This window comes from Sphingomonas endophytica, from assembly GCF_001476895.1.
Lineage (GTDB): Bacteria > Pseudomonadota > Alphaproteobacteria > Sphingomonadales > Sphingomonadaceae > Sphingomonas > Sphingomonas endophytica_A.
Genome location: NZ_LDTB01000038.1, coordinates 21,947 through 37,526, shown reverse-complemented (window position 1 = coordinate 37,526; position 15,580 = coordinate 21,947). Strand labels below are relative to the sequence as shown.

General features: G+C 69.6%; 18 protein-coding genes and 1 riboswitch. Of the genes, 15 read left to right on the top strand and 3 right to left on the bottom strand.

Translation table 11 applies throughout. The features are described from left to right. The 3 genes from NS334_RS10315 to NS334_RS10305 form a co-directional block, all read left to right on the top strand. Nucleotides 1-1,740 (top strand): hypothetical protein (locus NS334_RS10315; RefSeq protein WP_058755875.1); only part of this gene is annotated, 1,740 nt, incomplete at its 5' end. After that, on the top strand, nucleotides 1,737-2,633 hold the full coding sequence (locus NS334_RS10310) for a tyrosine-type recombinase/integrase (RefSeq protein ID WP_428835049.1): 897 nt from the start codon (nucleotides 1,737-1,739) through the stop codon (nucleotides 2,631-2,633). The genes NS334_RS10315 and NS334_RS10310, both read left to right, overlap by 4 nt. A gap of 9 nt (nucleotides 2,634-2,642) precedes the next feature. Beyond that, a complete protein-coding gene (locus NS334_RS10305) occupies nucleotides 2,643-3,593 on the top strand; it encodes an acetyl-CoA carboxylase carboxyltransferase subunit alpha (RefSeq protein ID WP_058755874.1) in 951 nt (316 codons plus the stop codon). Between the two features lie 62 nt (nucleotides 3,594-3,655). On the opposite strand, the gene NS334_RS10300 is transcribed toward NS334_RS10305, so the two are convergent. Continuing rightward, nucleotides 3,656-3,826: a Flp family type IVb pilin gene (locus NS334_RS10300; protein ID WP_058755884.1), complete on the bottom strand. Its 171-nt coding sequence runs from the start codon at nucleotides 3,824-3,826 to the stop codon at nucleotides 3,656-3,658. A gap of 131 nt (nucleotides 3,827-3,957) precedes the next feature. After that, on the bottom strand, nucleotides 3,958-4,104 hold the full coding sequence (locus NS334_RS18645) for a hypothetical protein (RefSeq protein ID WP_193753056.1): 147 nt from the start codon (nucleotides 4,102-4,104) through the stop codon (nucleotides 3,958-3,960). A 38-nt stretch (nucleotides 4,105-4,142) separates the two neighbouring features. Here NS334_RS18645 and NS334_RS10295 point away from each other — a divergent pair, with 38 nt between their 5' ends. The 7 genes from NS334_RS10295 to NS334_RS10270 all read left to right on the top strand — a co-directional run bounded on the left by NS334_RS10295 (nucleotide 4,143) and on the right by NS334_RS10270 (nucleotide 8,677). Further along, complete coding sequence (locus NS334_RS10295; RefSeq protein WP_342585547.1) at nucleotides 4,143-4,535, top strand: (deoxy)nucleoside triphosphate pyrophosphohydrolase; 393 nt, start codon at nucleotides 4,143-4,145, stop codon at nucleotides 4,533-4,535. Further along, nucleotides 4,517-4,707: riboswitch (cobalamin riboswitch) on the top strand. Its footprint overlaps the gene before it by 19 nt. Nucleotides 4,708-4,838: 131 nt before the next feature. Continuing rightward, complete coding sequence (locus tag NS334_RS10290) at nucleotides 4,839-5,636, top strand: ABC transporter substrate-binding protein (protein WP_241491901.1); 798 nt, start codon at nucleotides 4,839-4,841, stop codon at nucleotides 5,634-5,636. After that, a complete protein-coding gene (locus NS334_RS10285; protein ID WP_058755873.1) occupies nucleotides 5,633-6,595 on the top strand; it encodes a FecCD family ABC transporter permease in 963 nt (320 codons plus the stop codon). The genes NS334_RS10290 and NS334_RS10285 overlap by 4 nt, the downstream gene beginning before the upstream one ends. Then, on the top strand, nucleotides 6,592-7,362 hold the full coding sequence (locus NS334_RS10280; RefSeq protein WP_058755872.1) for an ABC transporter ATP-binding protein: 771 nt from the start codon (nucleotides 6,592-6,594) through the stop codon (nucleotides 7,360-7,362). Before NS334_RS10285 ends, NS334_RS10280 begins: the two co-directional genes overlap by 4 nt. A gap of 45 nt (nucleotides 7,363-7,407) precedes the next feature. After that, a complete protein-coding gene (locus NS334_RS19285) occupies nucleotides 7,408-7,656 on the top strand; it encodes a monovalent cation/H+ antiporter complex subunit F (protein ID WP_275044684.1) in 249 nt (82 codons plus the stop codon). Then, nucleotides 7,653-7,784 (top strand): hypothetical protein, encoded by a 132-nt coding sequence (locus NS334_RS19280; protein ID WP_275044683.1) that lies wholly within the window; start codon nucleotides 7,653-7,655, stop codon nucleotides 7,782-7,784. The genes NS334_RS19285 and NS334_RS19280 overlap by 4 nt, the downstream gene beginning before the upstream one ends. A 65-nt stretch (nucleotides 7,785-7,849) precedes the next feature. Further along, nucleotides 7,850-8,677, top strand: a complete 828-nt coding sequence (locus NS334_RS10270) for an undecaprenyl-diphosphate phosphatase (RefSeq protein ID WP_058755881.1) — start codon at nucleotides 7,850-7,852, stop codon at nucleotides 8,675-8,677. Between the two features lie 18 nt (nucleotides 8,678-8,695). Here the strand turns inward: NS334_RS10270 and NS334_RS10265 are convergent, their stop codons facing one another. Then, nucleotides 8,696-10,597, bottom strand: coding sequence for a lytic transglycosylase domain-containing protein (locus NS334_RS10265; RefSeq protein WP_083500396.1), 1,902 nt, complete (start codon nucleotides 10,595-10,597; stop codon nucleotides 8,696-8,698). A 176-nt stretch (nucleotides 10,598-10,773) separates the two neighbouring features. On the opposite strand from NS334_RS10265, the gene dapA reads away from it, so the two are divergent. The 5 genes from dapA to NS334_RS10245 all read left to right on the top strand — a co-directional run bounded on the left by dapA (nucleotide 10,774) and on the right by NS334_RS10245 (nucleotide 15,577). Next, nucleotides 10,774-11,655, top strand: a complete 882-nt coding sequence (dapA, locus tag NS334_RS10260) for a 4-hydroxy-tetrahydrodipicolinate synthase (protein ID WP_058755870.1) — start codon at nucleotides 10,774-10,776, stop codon at nucleotides 11,653-11,655. A gap of 1 nt (nucleotide 11,656) precedes the next feature. Then, nucleotides 11,657-12,382 (top strand): hypothetical protein, encoded by a 726-nt coding sequence (locus NS334_RS18235; protein ID WP_153002688.1) that lies wholly within the window; start codon nucleotides 11,657-11,659, stop codon nucleotides 12,380-12,382. A 38-nt stretch (nucleotides 12,383-12,420) separates the two neighbouring features. Continuing rightward, nucleotides 12,421-12,903, top strand: a complete 483-nt coding sequence (gene smpB, locus NS334_RS10255; RefSeq protein ID WP_058755869.1) for an SsrA-binding protein SmpB — start codon at nucleotides 12,421-12,423, stop codon at nucleotides 12,901-12,903. Between the two features lies 1 nt (nucleotide 12,904). Then, the gene (locus NS334_RS10250; RefSeq protein WP_241491900.1) at nucleotides 12,905-13,465 is read left to right on the top strand and encodes a DUF2062 domain-containing protein; all 561 of its coding nucleotides are present in this window, start codon (nucleotides 12,905-12,907) and stop codon (nucleotides 13,463-13,465) included. Nucleotides 13,466-13,528: 63 nt separating this feature from the next. After that, entirely contained in the window at nucleotides 13,529-15,577 is a 2,049-nt protein-coding gene (locus NS334_RS10245; RefSeq protein ID WP_058755868.1) for a M13 family metallopeptidase, read from the top strand. The last annotated feature ends 3 nt before the right edge of the window (nucleotides 15,578-15,580 follow it).

The window sequence follows — 15,580 nt, the reverse complement described above, 5'->3', positions numbered from 1 at the left end:
CGATCCTGCGCGAAGGCGGCGCTCGGCCTGGCCGCCGCCGCCTTCGCGCAGGATCGGCCCGAATCGTTGTTGCCGCCCGGCTTCGGCGACCCCGGCGCCGCGCCGGCACCCGCGCCCGCCCCGGCACCGGCCGCGACCGGCGCGCCGCGCGCCGGCGTGACCGCGCCGGCTGCTCCGCCGTCGCCGCTGGTGCCGTCGCCGATCCCATCGCCGACGGTCGGCGCATCGCCGACCCCGGTGCCGACCCCGCGTTATGTCCTGCCGTCGTTCGCGCGCCGGTCGCTGGCCACGGTCGGCGCCGATCAGAGCTTCGCGCGTGACGCCTTCGGGGCGGCGGACGGCCGCTATGTCGAGCGGCTGATGCGCTATCTGTCCGCGCCGCTGCCGTCGCGCTGGCTGTCGATCGGATTGCGGCGATTGCTGGTGGCGCAGGTCGATACGCCGCGCGGCGTCAACGGCGCGGACTTTGCCGCCGAGCGCGCATGGCTGTTGCTGCGGATGGGCGAGTCGGTGTCGGCGCGCGCCGTGGCGCAGGCGGTCGACAGCGAGCGCGTTACGCCCAAGCTGCGCGCGGTGTGGATGCAGGCCGCGCTCGCCACCGCCGATCCCGGCGCCATGTGTCCGCTGGCCGACGCGGCGGGCGACGGCGAGCGCGGCTGGGTCGTCGCGCGCGCGATGTGCGCCGGACTGACCGGGGCGGCGCGTGCCCAGCCGCTGATCGCCGACGTCCGGCGGCGCCGCGTCGCGAGCGGGATCGACCTGCAACTGGCGCAGAAGGTGATGGGCGCCGGGCTCGACAGCCGGCAGGCGATCTCGATCGACTGGGCGCCGGTGGTACAGCTCACCGCCTGGCGCTTCGGCCTCGCCACCGCCACCGGGGTGGCGATCCCCGACGAACTCTATGCCACCGTGGGGCCGCAGGTGCGCGCGTGGCAGGCGCTGGCCCCGGCGATCCCGCTGGCGGAGCGCGCCGCCGTGGCCGAGCGCGCCGCCGCGATGGGGATATTGTCGAACAGCGCGCTGGTCGATCTCTATTCGGCGCTGGCGGACGGCACCGACGTGCCGCCCGCGCTGTCCGCCACCGTCGCGACGCTGCGCGACGCCTATGTCGGGGCGGATCGTGCCGCGCGCATCGGGGCCATGGCGAAGCTGTGGGACGGCGCGGATGATCCCGCGACCCGTTATGCACGGCTGATCCTGACCGCGCGCGCCGCCGCGCGCCTGCCCGCCGCCAATGGCGAGAAGCGGGCCGACCGGCTGATCGCCGCGATGTTGTCGGCGGGGCTGGATCGCACCGCGCAGCGCTGGCAGGGCGCGGTGCCGGTCGGCAGCGACGGCTGGGCGATGCTGCTGCTGGCCGATCCGGATGCGATCACGCAGCTTCCGTCGTCGGTCGTCACCGATTACGCGCCGCAGGGCGGCCTCGCCGATCGCAAGCGGCAGATGTTCCTCGCCGGCATGGCCGGGCTGGAACGGATTCCCGCCGGTGAGGTGCCCGCGCTCGCGGAAAGGCTCGGCGTGCCGATCGCGGCGGAGAACGCCTGGACGCGCGCGATCGAGCGCGCCGCCGAGGATCGGCAACCCGGCACCGTCCTGTTGCTCGCGGCGGTGGGGATGCAGGCCAGCGGCTGGGCGCATGTCCCGCCGGCCGCGCTCTATCGCATCGTCGCGTCGCTGCGCGCGGTCGGGCTGGAGGGTGAGGCGCGGATGATCGCGGCGGAAGCGCTAGCGCGATTGTGAACGATGCGGCGGCCATCGACCGCTTTCTGGAGATGATGGCGGCGCAGGCGGGGGCGGCGGCCAATACGCTGGCCGCGTATCGCCGCGACCTGACGCTCGCGTCGGCCGCGCTGGACGGCGGGCTGTCGACGGCGGACGGCGCGGCGCTGGAGCGGCTGGCGGACGGCTGGGGTGACCTGTCGAAGGCGACGGTGGCACGCAAGGCGGCGGCACTGCGCCGCTTCTTCGGCTATCTGGTCGATGACGGCGACCGCGCGGACGATCCGTCGTCGGCACTGCCGCGCCCCGGCACGACGCGGGCGTTGCCGCGCACGCTCGACCACGCGGATGTCGACCGGTTGTTCGCCGCGATCGACGCGCGGCTGGCGCGCGATCCGGTGCTGCCCCCCGACCTGCGGCTCGCGGCGCTGTTCGAGCTGCTCTACGGCTCCGGGCTGCGCGCGACCGAGCTGGTGTCGCTGCCGCGCAACGCCATCCATCCCGACCGGCCGTTCCTGATCCTGAAGGGCAAGGGTGGTCGCGAGCGGCTGGTGCCGATTTCCGATCGCGCGCGGGCGGCAGTGGCGGCGTGGCGCGCGCATGTCGCGCTCGACCGCCTGTTCCTGTTCCCGTCCGGGGCCACGCATATCTCGCGCGTGCGGCTGTTCCAGCTCGTCCGCGCGCTGGCGACGGAGGCCGGGATCGCGCCGGACCGGATCAGCCCGCACGTCCTGCGCCATGCCTTCGCGACGCACCTTCTGGAAGGCGGCGCGGATCTGCGCGCGCTCCAGACGATGCTCGGCCATGCCGATATCGCGACCACCGAAATCTACACCCATGTCGACAGCCTCCGGCTGGTCGAGCTGGTCAACGAACGCCACCCGCTCGTTGACGCGTTGCGAAAGCGCGCCTAGCTGCGCCGGATGCGTATTTTCCTCGACTTCGAGAAGCCCATCGCCGAGCTGCAGTCGCGCATCGACGAACTGCGCGACACCGGCGCGGAGGGCACGATCGACATCTCCGCCGAGATCGCCAAGCTGCAGGCCAAATCGGACAAGCTGCTGAAGGATACCTTCGGCAAGCTGACCCCGTGGCAGAAGACGCAGGTCGCCCGCCATCCGGAACGCCCGCACTTCAAGCATTTCGTCGCCGGGTTGTTCGACGAATTCGTGCCTCTGGCCGGGGACCGTGCCTTTGGCGACGACCAGGCGATCCTGGGCGGATTTGCGACCTTCCGTGGCCAGCGCGTGATGGTGCTGGGCCATGAAAAGGGTGACGACACCACCAGCCGGTTGCGCCACAACTTCGGCATGGGCAAGCCGGAGGGCTATCGCAAGGCGATCCGTCTGCTGGAACTGGCCGATCGCTTCGGCCTGCCGGTGGTGACGCTGGTCGATACCTCGGGCGCGTTCCCCGGCATCCAGGCCGAGGAGCGCGGACAGGCGGAGGCGATCGCGCGCTCGACCGAAGCGTGCCTGGCGCTGGGCGTGCCGATGGTCGCGGCGGTGGTGGGCGAGGGCGGTTCGGGAGGCGCGATCGCGCTGGCCAGCGGCAATCGCGTGCTGATGTTCGAACACGCCGTCTATTCGGTGATCTCGCCGGAAGGCTGCGCCTCGATCCTGTGGCGCACCGCCGACAAGGCGCCGGATGCGGCGGAGGCGATGAAGGTCACGGCGCAGGATCTGAAGGCGCTGGGCGTGATCGATGCGATCGTGCCCGAGCCGCTGGGCGGCGCACATCGCGATCATGCCGGCGCGATCACCGCGCTGGGCGATGCGGTCGAGCGGATGCTGGGCGAGCTCGCCGCGCTGACGCCCGACGGGTTGCGACAGGAACGTCGCGCCAAGTTCCTGAAGATGGGCCGGATCGGCTGATCCACGAAAAAAGGGCGGGCGAACCGGAGTTCGCCCGCCCTTTTTTGTCGACGGCTTTGCCGTTACGAGTTGTTCGCCAGCTTGCCCGACACGTTGTTGAACGTGGTGCCCAGCTGCGTGCCCAGGCCCTTCATGGCCGCGATGGCGGCGACCGCGATCAGCGCGGCGATCAGGCCGTACTCGATCGCGGTGGCGCCCTTGCTGTTCTTCAGGAAAGCGCGAATCTTCTGCATGTCGATCTCCAATAACCTCGTGAAGCGTCCGTACCCGGCCGACGCCCCTTCTGCAGGGCCATCACAGGTCGTTCTAGGTGCGCAGAGTTGAGAAACGCTTAAGCGAAACAGTAGATTTTCGCTCACCAACTTCAACGTGTTGCGACCAGATCGTTAACCAGTGCCCCGACCGCGCCGCTCAGCACCGCCAGCGACAGCAACGTTCCCGCGGCCACGGCGACGACGCGCCGGTAGCCGCTGTTTCCGCCGGGGGCGGGACGGGTATGACGACGTGGCATGCGCCTTGTCATAAGGCCTGCGGGTTAAGGAAGGTTCGATGGCGATGCTGGTGGTGGCGGTGGCCTTGATCGACGCGCGGGGACGATGCCTGATGCAGCAGCGGCCCCGCCATCGGCGCCACGGCGGGTTGTGGGAGTTTCCCGGCGGCAAGGTCGAACCCGGCGAGCTGCCGGCCAGCGCGCTGGTCAGGGAACTGGCCGAGGAACTCGCGATCGTCGTCGATCCCGCCGCGCTGGAACCGGTCGGCTTCGCCACCGACGCGCCGGTGACGATGCTGCTTTATCGTTGCCATGACTGGCGCGGCACCCCGGTCCCGCTGGAGGCGGAGGCGTTCCGCTGGGACCGTCCGGAGGCGCTGGCGGGGCTGCCGATGCCGCCGGTCGACGTGCCGCTGCTCGCCGCGCTTGCCCGGTTCGTCGCGCACGGCTAGGCGGGATTTGCGAACAGGAAAGGGAATCCGGTGCGATGCCGGAGCTGCCCCCGCAACTGTCACCGGCGAGCCTTCCGCTCCTCGCACGCCACTGGGTCGCCAGCGATCCGGGAAGGCGGGCGGCAGGCATGGACCCGGGAGCCAGGAAACCTGCCTGATCGCGGTTGTCCATCGCGCGGACGGGGTGTGCCGGGCGATCGGGGAGCTTTCCCCCGTGCGACGACGTGACGGTCGGCACCGGCGACGCCCCGCGTTGTCGCGGCAGCGGGGTGTGATGTGAAACGCGCGTCAGGATGGATCCATGTGTCGCTGGCGGCGTCGTTGCCGCTGCTGTCGGGGGCCATGGCGCCGCGCGCGCCGCGCATCGTCTCGATCAATCCCTGCCTCGACGCGATCCTGATGCAGGTCGCCGATCCGGCGCAGCTGGTCGCGATCAGCCACTATTCGCACGATCCGCGTGCCACCTCGATCCCGCTGGTGCAGGCGCGGCGGTTCGCCGCCACGTCCGGGACCGCGGAGGAGGTGGTGGCGCTGCGTCCCGATCTGGTCGTCGCCAGCGGGCATGTCGCGCCCGCGACGGTCGCGGCACTGGCGCGGATGCACATACGTCTGGTTCAGTATCCGGTCCCCGCCACCGTAGAGGAGAGTGCGCGGCAAGTGCGCGAGGTCGCCGACGCGATCGGCCAGCCGGCGCGCGGTGCCGCGCTGGCGGAGCGCATCCTCGCTGCCGCGCGCCCGAGCGGCGCGCGGCCGGTGCCGGCGCTGATCCTCGGCAGTGGCGGGCTGGTGCCAGGGGCGGGGACGCTGCCCGACGACCTGCTACGCCGCGCCGGCTTCGCGAACGCCAGCGCCGGTTACGGGCTGAAGCGCTGGGACGTGCTGCCGCTGGAATATCTGGTCGCGCGCCCGCCGCGCGTCCTGCTGTCGGTCGGTGCGGCCGAGGGCGGGGGCGAGCGCGCCGAGCGTCACCCGGCGTTGCGGCGACTGGCGGAGCGGATCACGGTCGCCCCGTTCGCTGCGCGGCTGATGAACTGCGGCGGCCCGTCGATCGTCACGGCTATGGCGCGGTTGCGCGACGTGCGCGCGGCGGTGGCGCGATGAGCCGCGCGTGCTGGCTGCTGGCGCTCGGCGTCCTGCTCGCGGCGATGCTGTCGATCGCGGCCGGCAAGGTGTGGGTGCCGCTTGCTGCCTGGACCGCCGCCGATCCGCGCTCGATCATCATCGTAGAGCTGCGCCTGCCGCGAACCGTACTGGCGCTGGCCGTGGGCGGCGCGCTGGGCATGGCCGGGGCGGCGATGCAGGGCTATCTGCGCAATCCGCTCGCCGATCCGGGACTGTTCGGCGTATCGTCCGGCGCGGCGCTGGGCGCGGTGCTGTCACTCTACTTCGCTTACGCCGCGCAGGCGTGGCTGCTGCCGGGCTTCGCGCTGACCGGGGCGGCGGTGACGATGGCGGCGCTGGCGCTGATCGCCGGTCGGTCGGGAAGCCTGATCCTGTTCACGCTGGCGGGGATGATCCTGACCAACATCACCGGCTCGCTGACCGCGCTGGCGATCAGCCTGGCCCCCACGCCGTTCGTCGCGTCGGAGATCGTCACCTGGCTGATGGGCGCGCTGACCGACCGCAGCTGGAACGATGTGGAGGTCGTGCTGCCGCTGATCGCGATCGGCATGATCATCCTGTCCCGCACCGGCGGCGCGCTCGATGCGTTGACGCTCGGCGAGCAGGCGGCGCGATCGATCGGCGTCAATCCCCGCCGGCTGCAACTGGCGATCATCACCGGCACCGCCCTGACGGTGGGCGCGTCGGTGGCGGCGGCGGGAGTGATCGGCTTCGTCGGGCTGATCGTCCCGCATCTGGTCCGGCCGTTCGCGGGGCATCGCCCGTCCGCGACGCTGCTGCCGGCCGCCTTGGGCGGCGCGCTGCTGCTGACCGTCGCCGACAGCCTCGTGCGGATCGCGCCGACGGTCAGCGAGCTGCGGCTCGGGATCGCGATGTCGATGCTGGGCGGGCCGTTCTTCCTCTATCTGCTCATCGCGATGCGGCGGCGGCTGGCATGAGCGTGCTCGCAGCCGAGGGGATCACGCTTGCGCTGGGTGGGCGCCGCGTGCTCGACAACATCTCCGTGTCGATCGCCAGCGGGCGCGTCACCGCATTGCTCGGACCGAACGGTGCCGGCAAGAGCAGCCTGCTGGCCTGTCTGGCGGCGTTGCGGCGTCCGGCGGAGGGACGCGCGACGCTGGACGGCACCGATGTCGGCGCGGTGCCCGCGACCGAGCGCGCGCGCCGGATCGGCTTCCTGCCGCAAGCCGCCGACGTGCACTGGAACATCGATGTCGCGACGCTGGTCGGGCTGGGCCGCCTGCCGTGGCGCGGGCGGTGGGGAGAGACCGACGCCGATCGCGCCGCCGTCGCGGGCGCGCTGGCGGCGACCGGCATGACCGGCTTCGCGCGGCGCGGTGTCGAGCATCTGTCCGGGGGCGAGCGTGCGCGCGCGCTGCTGGCGCGCGTCCTTGCCGGTCAGCCCGACTGGCTGCTGGCGGACGAGCCGCTCGCCAGCCTGGACCCCGCGCACCAGCTGGATATCGGCGCGCAACTTCGCGCGGTGGCGGCGGCCGGGCGCGGCGTGGTGCTGGTCGTCCACGATCTGAACCTGGCCGCACGGCTGGCGGACGATGTCGTCCTGCTGCGCGAGGGACGCGTCGTCGCGGCGGGGGGCAGCTCGGCGGTGCTGACCGCGCCGCTGATCCGGGAAACCTATGGGATCGCGGTGGAAACCGGCGTGACCGCGTCGGGGCAGCGTTTCGTGGTGCCGGTCGCCCCCTGAGCGGACCATCACCGCGGCGAGGCGTGCCTCACGGCCAGCACGGGGTTGTTTACGCTTTGCTTCCCGTGCCATAACCCGCGCCGGTATTCGCGGCAGAGCGATGCGGGCAGGTTCTCCCGCTGGTCGGTCGCGCTCGACACGATGGTCATCAACGCCATCGCGCTGATCGTCCTGATCGGCGTGGCTGGCGATGACGACACCTGTTTCGAGGCCGCGCTGCTGCTGCGGATGGTCGGGTTCGTCGGGACCATCGCCTGTTGCAAGCTCATCCTGCGCGGGGACATCGTGGAATGAGCATCGGCGCCGATATCGTCATCGCGGGGCGACCACCGCACCCCGGGAACGAGGACGGCGGCGACGGCGATTGGGCGACGTGCGCGGCGCCGATGCCCGACACTCCCGGCTCGACCGCCAACAGCTGACCCGGCACCACGATGGCGGGTAGGACCGTACGAACCAGACCGGAACAAGGGATCGCATTGCAATGATGTTATGGGTGGAAGCGATCTTTCTGGGCCTGGTGCAGGGCCTGACCGAATTCCTGCCGGTGTCGTCCAGCGCGCATCTGCGCATTGCCGGAAGCCTGTTGCCGTCGGGTAACGATCCCGGCGCCGCCTTCACCGCGATCACGCAGATCGGTACCGAAGCGGCGGTGCTGCTCTATTTCCGCCAAGATATCTGGCGCATCGCGCAGGCGTGGCTCCACGCGCTGCTCCGGCGACCCGCGACGCTGTCGCCGGACGCGCGCATGGGCTGGCTGGTGATTCTCGGCACGCTGCCGATCGCGGTCCTCGGCCTGCTGTTCAAGCATCAGATCGAAGGCGGGCTGCGCGACCTGCGCGTCACCGCCACGATGCTGATCCTCTTCGCATTGGTGCTGGGCCTTGCCGATCGCTGGGGCGCGAAGCGGCGGACGCTCGATCGGCTGGGCTGGCGCGACGGGCTGATCCTCGGCGTCGCGCAGGCGATGGCGCTCGTCCCCGGCGTGTCGCGATCCGGCGGGACGATCAGCGCCGGCCTGGCCCTCGGCTACACGCGCGAGGCGGCGGCGCGTTACTCGTTCCTGCTTGCGATCCCGGCGGTACTGGCGTCCGGGCTGTTCGAACTGGCGGACAGCTGGGGGCGGTTCGGCACGTTCGGGCCCGGGCCGACGCTGCTGGCGACGATCATCGCCTTCGTCACCGGCTATGGTGTGATCGTCGTCTTCCTGCGACTGGTGTCGAGCCGCAGCTACATGCCCTTCGTCATCTATCGCATCCTCGCCGGACTGGCCGTCTTCGCGCTGCTGGCGCTGGACGTCATACCGGCGCGGTGAGCGGCCGTGCGCGCGGCCTCACCCGCCGCGCGACCGCCCCAGATACCAGCTCAGGTTGTTCGGCCCCCGGCTCTTCGCGCGCGCCGGGTTCATCAGGTCATAGACGACCGCGTTTTCCAGCACGCGCTGCACGTAATTGCGCGTCTCGCCGAACGGTATCGCCTCCACCCAGTCGACCGCATCGACCGATCCGGTGCGAGGGTCGCCGTTCGCGCGCAGCCATTTGTTCACATTGCCCGGCCCGGCATTATAAGCCGCGATCGCCAGCGGATAGCTGCCGTACAGGTTGAAGATCCGCTGGAAATAGCTCGACCCCAGCTGGATGTTGTAATCGGTGTCGGTGGTCAGCCGCGTCTGGTCGTACGGCAGCCCCAGCTTGCCCGCCTGTTCCCGCGCGGTCGCCGGCATCAACTGCATCAGCCCGCTCGCGCCGACCGGGCTGCGGGCGGTGCGGTCGAACTGGCTTTCCTGCCGCGCGACCGCGTGGATGATCGGCCATTCGCTCTCATAGCCGGCCGGGACGCTGACCGTCGGGAAGCCGTTGGCGCTATATTCGGTCAGGCCGTTCTGCATCGCGCTGCGCCCGACCAGCACGCCCAGATCGGGCCGCCGCATTGCCCGCGACAATTCGTCCGCCAGATAATGGTCGGTGTCGCTGGTCGCATCGATCGCGATCTGCTTCACGAACGCGGTCTGGTCCTGATATTGCCCGGTCTGGCCCAAGAACTGCGCCGCGCGCACCGTCTCGCGCGCATAAAAAGCCGATCGCGCCGCCGGAGCGATCACCGGCGCGGGCGGGGCGGGGGGCGCGGTCAGTGCGCGCCCCAGCCGCTCGTTCGCCAATTGCCCGTAATATTGGTCGCGATATCCCGCCGTCCGCTCCAGCAGCGCGGTCGCATCCGGCTGCCCCGCCTGCTGCGCCGCGCGCGCGGCCCAGTAGAAGCCCTTGGCGCGCGTCTGCGGCGACTGGCTGCCGCGCCCGTAACGCTCGAACATCGCGCGCGCATCGGCGGGACGGTTCAGTTTCAGCGCTGCCTGACCCGCCAGCCACGCCAGCGAGGTATAATCGTCGCGCTCGCCATAGGGCTTGGTCGAGACGTCGGTGCCGACCGGATAGGCATCGTCGATCTGCCGCGCGATGTCATAGGCGAGTTGCCATTGACCATCCGCCGCCGCGCCCCGCGCGTTGGTCAGCAGTACCTCGTAGAAGCGCTCGACATGCCCTGGCAGCGTCATGCCGCTGCGGGTCCGCGCCAGCCACGTGCGTGCGCTGGGGCTCGCCCCCGAATCGCGCAGCCACGTCGCCTTGTCCGCGACATAGCCGGCGTCGCGCGCGCCGATCGCGTCATATTGCTCGGTCAGCGCCGATGCCTCGGGCGCGCCGGTACGGAACGCCAGCCGCGCGGTGAACAGCGGCCGCGCCGCCGCGCTGGTCAGCGGCAGCATCCGCGCGGCGGCGCTCGTCGCCCCCTGCCACAACAGCGCGTCCATGCGCTTGTCATGGTCCGCCGGGGACAAGGCGCCCGCGAACTGGTTCAGCACCGTCCCCTCGTCTTGCGTAGACAAATTGCCCATACGCCATGCGGTGCGCGCCGCCACCTGCGCCTGCACCGTCGCGCCGGTCGCCTGATAGGCGCGCGCGCACGCCACCCAGCCCGCCGCCGTCAACGGCGTGCGGCTGCGACAGAAGGCCGCGATACTGGCGACCGGCGTGTTCGGATCGGTCGCCGCCTTGCGCTCCAGCGTACGCCGCATCGCCGCCTCGCCGGGCCAGCCGGGGTGGGCGGCGATGAACTGCGCATAGCTGTCGAACGGCAGCGCATCGGTCTGCGTCAGCACCTTCCACTGCGCCAGCGGCTGCGCCATCCCCGGCAGCGGCGCGGCCTGCACCGGCGGGGGCGGAGCGGGCGTCTGCGGCATCGCGCCATATTGACCGGCGGCCACCGCCACCGCGCCTGCTGCTGCAACGAAAAGGATCAACGCACCCGCCTTCACTGTTTTCCGACCGAACGCCCTTGGTGGACAGACTAGCGTTCCTAGCCGTATCTGCGCTGAACGACGTCCCCCAATTCGCGCCACAGGAGCAAATTCGCCTCATGTTCTCAGGTTCCATCCCGGCGCTGGTCACGCCGTTCGACGCGCATGGCGATTTTTGCGAGGACGCCTATCGAGAGTTGATCGAGTGGCAGATCGCGGAAGGGTCGTCGGCGCTGGTTCCGTGCGGGACGACCGGCGAGGCGGCGACGCTGACCAAGGAGGAGCAGTTCGCGATCGTCCGCGTGTGCGTCGATCAGGCGAACGGGCGCGTGCCGGTGATCGCCGGCGCCGGATCGAACGACACCCGCGTCGCCACCGCCAACCTGATCGCCGCGAAGGAAGCGGGGGCCGACGCCGCGCTGATGGTCCCGCCTTATTACAATCGACCCTCGCAGGAGGGCATCTACCAGCATTTCGCCGCGCTGGCGCAGGACGCGCCGCTGCCGATCGTCCTCTACAACGTTCCCGCGCGCACCGTCACCGATATCCAGCCGGAGACGATGGCACGGATCGTCTCGGCGTTCCCACGGGTGTTCGTCGCGGTCAAGGACGCCTCGGGCGTACTGACCCGCGTTAGCCAGCATCGCGCGGCGCTGGGCCCCGATTTCTGCCAATTGTCGGGCAATGACGACCTCGGCCTCGCCTTCAACGCCACGGGCGGGGTCGGCTGCATTTCGGTGACCGCCAATGTCGCGCCGCGTCTGTGCGCCGATTTCCAGCGCGCCTGCGCGGGCGGCGACTATGCCACCGCCCGCACCCTCCACGACCGGCTGTTCGCGCTCCATACCTCGCTGTTCACCGACGCCTCGCCCGGCCCGGTGAAATATGCGCTGACGAAGGTCCGCCCCGGCTTCCCCGATGGCCTGCGCCTGCCGATGACCTGGCCTTCCGAAGCAAGCCGCGCGGCGGTGGACGCTGGTCTGGCGCAGGCGGGGTCGTAAAGTGCAGAACCGCTACGCCGGGGACATTGGCGATTACCTCAAATTTGCCATCCTACGAGCGGCAGCGGTCGGGCATCGCACCGGGGTCGCTTGGTGGCTGTACCCCGATGAAAGCCATAATGGCGATGGCCGCCATGTCGGCTATCTAGCAAGGCCGGATGTCTGGCGCGCGATCGATCCGGTGTTGTTCGATAAGCTTCGCGAGATGGTCGAAGCGGGCGAGCGATCTGTTCGCTCAATCGAGGCCCTCCGTCTTCTCGAACACGCAACCTACCACAGTGATCGACTAGATTTCGATGGGGCTCCCAATGCAAAGCGACAAGCGCGTGCGGCTTGGTTTGATCGACTGATTAATTGGAGCGGTGATAGGGACCTGTTATTCCTAGATCCTGATAACGGCTTCGCTCCCGCTGGTTACTCCCCGGGGTCGGCAAAAGCCGGCAAGAGCGTTACGGTTGATGAGGTCGCGCGTCTGGCGCGAAACGGGCGGCCCGTCATCGTCTACCATCATCAAACCCGACGGCCGGGCGGCCATCACGCGGAACTGGAATACTGGGCCGAACGACTAATGGCCGCTGGCTGCGCGAAAGTCGATGCCGTGCGGGCGGCGCCTTTTTCCGCTCGCGCCCTCTTCGTCATCAACGGGTCCGACGCGATGCGCGTGCGGTTGGCCGATGCAGTCGCGCGGTGGCGTTCGCCAAAGATCACTTGGCATCCGTCCGCCTGACGCTTTCAAAGCGCGGAGCATCCGCCTACATCACCCCCATGTCGCGTCCCAAGCCCGCCACCTTCGACAAGAAGAAGATCGTCGCCGAGAACCGCCGTGCGCGCTTCGATTACGCCGTCGACACCACCTACGAGGCGGGGATCGTCCTGACCGGGACTGAGGTGAAGTCGCTTCGCTTCGGCGAGGGATCGATCGCCGAAAGCTATGCCGAGGTGAACGGCGACGGCGTGTGGCTGGTCAATTCCAACATCCCGGAATTCAGCCACGGCAACCGCTTCAACCACGAACCCAAGCGGCCGCGTAAACTGCTGCTTCACGAGCGCGAGATAAACAAGCTGCACGGCGCGGTCGCGCGGGAGGGCATGACGCTGGTCCCGCTGACCGTCTATTTCAACGGGCAGGGACGCGCGAAGGTGGAACTGGCTCTCGCCAAGGGGCGCAAGGCGCACGACAAGCGCGAGCATCTGAAGGAACGCGACTGGAAGCGTGAGGCGGGGCGCATCATGCGCGACCACGGCTGACGTGGCGACCCGGCCCGTGACGCTGTGGGAACGTCTGGCGGCGTGGAGCCGCCGCAATCTCCCGACCCGCGAGTCGATGGAGAACAGCCGCGTGCTGCGTCCCGTCGCCCACCGCGTCCTCGCCCCCGAATTGTGGCGCTTCACCCGCCGATCGGTGCCGCGCGGCGTGGCGCTGGGCATGTTCACCGGCATCCTGATCCCGATGGGGCAGATTCCGGCGTCGGCGGTGCTGGCGCTGCCGTTCCGCGCCAATGTGCCGGCCGCCGCGCTGACGACGTTCTTCACCAACCCGCTGACCACGCCGCTGCTGTTCGTCCTCTATTACAAGGTCGGCAACTGGCTGCTCCACATCGACCGGTCGGTGCCCGGGCAGCCGCTGGGGGACGCGGTGCAGGCGGCGCCGGGCTGGGTCGACTGGTTTCTTCAGGATGTCGGCCCGGCCACGGCGGTGGGCATGGTGGTATGCTCGCTCATCGGCGCACTGGTCGGCTACGGGCTGGCGGCGTGGCTCTGGCGCTTGTGGATCGCGCGGAAGTGGCGGAGCCGTCACCACGGCAACTAGCGCCGCCGCCATCGGGTGGCTAGAAACGCCGCATCGGGGGCTTTCCTCAAGGATGCCGGTTACATGCGTTTTATTACCGTTTCTCTGACGTCGCTGTTCGCACTCGTTCCCGCCGCACTGATCGCACAATCGACCAGCCAGCCCGTCGCGACGCCGGCCCCGGCGGCATCGGCCGACCGTCCCACCTATGGCACCTTCGGTTTCGACGCTGCCGGCATGGATCGCAGCGTCAAGGCGGGCGACGACTTCTACGGCTTCGCCAACGGCACCTGGGCCAGGAACACGCCGATCCCCGACGACGAGTCGAACTATGGCGCGTTCAACGTGCTGCAGGATCTCTCGCGCGAGCGGACGCGCGGGATTCTGGAAAGCGCGAAGGGCGACGCCCGGTCGCAGATCGGCCGCGCCTATGCGACCTATCTCGACACCGCCGCGATCGAGCGCGCCGGGCTGGCGCCGATCCAGCCGTGGCTGACGAAGATCAAGCGTGTCGACAAGGCCGGCTATCCCGCGCTGCTGGCGGAGGCGGACCGCAACGGCGTGGACATTCCGTTCGGGTTGTACGTGGGGCAGGACGACAAGGATCCGGATACCTATGTCGTCAACCTCTACCAGGGCGGGCTGGGAATGCCCGACCGCGATTATTACCTGTCGACCGATCCCAAGCTGGCGCAGACCAAGGCGGCGTACCAGACGCATCTGGCGAAGATGCTGACGCTGGCCGGGGAACCGGACGCGGCGGCGCGGGCGGCGGCGGTCGTCGCGTTCGAGACGGCGGTGGCGGGTGTTCACTGGAACAACATCGACAGTCGCGACGCCGACAAGACGTACAACAAGCTGACGCGCGCCGAACTGATGAAGAGCGCTCCCGGCTTCGACTTCGCCACCTTCCTGAAGGCGGAGAAGGTCGATGCGCCGGCGCTGGTCGTCGCGCAGCCGACCGCCGTCACGGGCATCGCCAGGCTGATCGCCGCCACCCCGATCGGTGTGTTGCGCGACCAGCTGCTGCTCCGCAGCCTCGATGGCTTCGCCGACGTGCTGCCGCAGGCGTTCGACGCGGAAAGCTTCGCGTTCAATGGCACCGTGCTCAGCGGCACCCCGCAGCAGCAGGTGCGGTGGAAGCGCGCGGTCGGCTTCACGTCGCAGGCGCTGACCGACGAGGTCAGCAAGGTCTATGTCGCGCGCTATTTCCCGCCGGAGACGAAGGCGGCGGCGGACGAGATGGTCAAGAACGTGCTCGCCGCGCTGGGGCAGCGGATCCGCAAGCTTGACTGGATGGCGCCGGAGACGAAGCAGAAGGCGTTGGCCAAGCTCGCCGCCTTCACCCCGCGCATCGGCTATCCCGACCAGTGGCGTGATTATTCGACGCTCGACATCCGCAGCGGCGACGCGTTCGGCAACGCGCTGCGCGCCAACCAGTGGCGGCACGATTACAACGTCACGAAGCTCGGCAAGCCGATCTATCGCTGGGAATGGGGCATGGCCCCGATGACGGTGAACGCGCAGGCCAATTTCGGGCTGGTCGCGATCACCTTCCCGGCCGCGATCCTCCAGCCGCCGTTCTTCGATCCGAAGGCCGACCCGGCGGTCAACTACGGCGGGATCGGCGCGGTCATCGGGCATGAAATCAGCCACCATTTCGACGATCAGGGCGCGAAGTACGACGCCCATGGCCGCCTGACGCAATGGTGGACCGATGCCGACGTGCAGCAGTTCAAGGCGCTCAGCCAGCGGCTGGTGAAGCAATATGACGCCTATGAACCGCTGCCGGGGATGCATGTGAAGGGCGAGTTGACGCTGGGCGAGAATTCCGCCGATCTCGCCGGGCTGGCCGCCGCGCACGATGCGTGGCTGGCGACGCTGGGCGGCAAGCCCGCGCCGGTCATCGACGGCTTCACCGGCTATCAGCGCTTCTATCTCGGCTGGGCGCAGGTGTGGCGGCGCAACTATCGCGAGGCCAATCTGCGTCAGCGCCTGCTGACCGATCCGCACGCGCCCTCCGAACAGCGCGCCGATATCGTTCGCAACATGGACCCGTGGTATTCGGCCTATGATCCGAAGCCGGGCGAGAAGCTGTACCTGGCCCCCGACGCCCGCGTCCGGATCTGGTAAGGC

What these genes read in the sequence shown, in the direction of transcription:
- NS334_RS10285 (WP_058755873.1), top strand. Translation starts at nt 5,633, where the DNA reads ATGAGCCGCGCGTGCTGGCTGCTGGCGCTCGGCGTCCTGCTCGCGGCG.
- NS334_RS10270 (WP_058755881.1), top strand. Translation starts at nt 7,850, where the DNA reads ATGTTATGGGTGGAAGCGATCTTTCTGGGCCTGGTGCAGGGCCTGACC.
- dapA (WP_058755870.1), top strand. Translation starts at nt 10,774, where the DNA reads ATGTTCTCAGGTTCCATCCCGGCGCTGGTCACGCCGTTCGACGCGCAT.
- NS334_RS10300 (WP_058755884.1), bottom strand. Translation starts at nt 3,826, where the DNA reads ATGCAGAAGATTCGCGCTTTCCTGAAGAACAGCAAGGGCGCCACCGCG.
- NS334_RS10305 (WP_058755874.1), top strand. Translation starts at nt 2,643, where the DNA reads ATGCGTATTTTCCTCGACTTCGAGAAGCCCATCGCCGAGCTGCAGTCG.
- NS334_RS10265 (WP_083500396.1), bottom strand. Translation starts at nt 10,597, where the DNA reads ATGCCGCAGACGCCCGCTCCGCCCCCGCCGGTGCAGGCCGCGCCGCTG.
- NS334_RS10280 (WP_058755872.1), top strand. Translation starts at nt 6,592, where the DNA reads ATGAGCGTGCTCGCAGCCGAGGGGATCACGCTTGCGCTGGGTGGGCGC.
- NS334_RS18645 (WP_193753056.1), bottom strand. Translation starts at nt 4,104, where the DNA reads ATGCCACGTCGTCATACCCGTCCCGCCCCCGGCGGAAACAGCGGCTAC.
- NS334_RS10245 (WP_058755868.1), top strand. Translation starts at nt 13,529, where the DNA reads ATGCGTTTTATTACCGTTTCTCTGACGTCGCTGTTCGCACTCGTTCCC.
- NS334_RS19280 (WP_275044683.1), top strand. Translation starts at nt 7,653, where the DNA reads ATGAGCATCGGCGCCGATATCGTCATCGCGGGGCGACCACCGCACCCC.
- NS334_RS10295 (WP_342585547.1), top strand. Translation starts at nt 4,143, where the DNA reads ATGGCGATGCTGGTGGTGGCGGTGGCCTTGATCGACGCGCGGGGACGA.
- smpB (WP_058755869.1), top strand. Translation starts at nt 12,421, where the DNA reads ATGTCGCGTCCCAAGCCCGCCACCTTCGACAAGAAGAAGATCGTCGCC.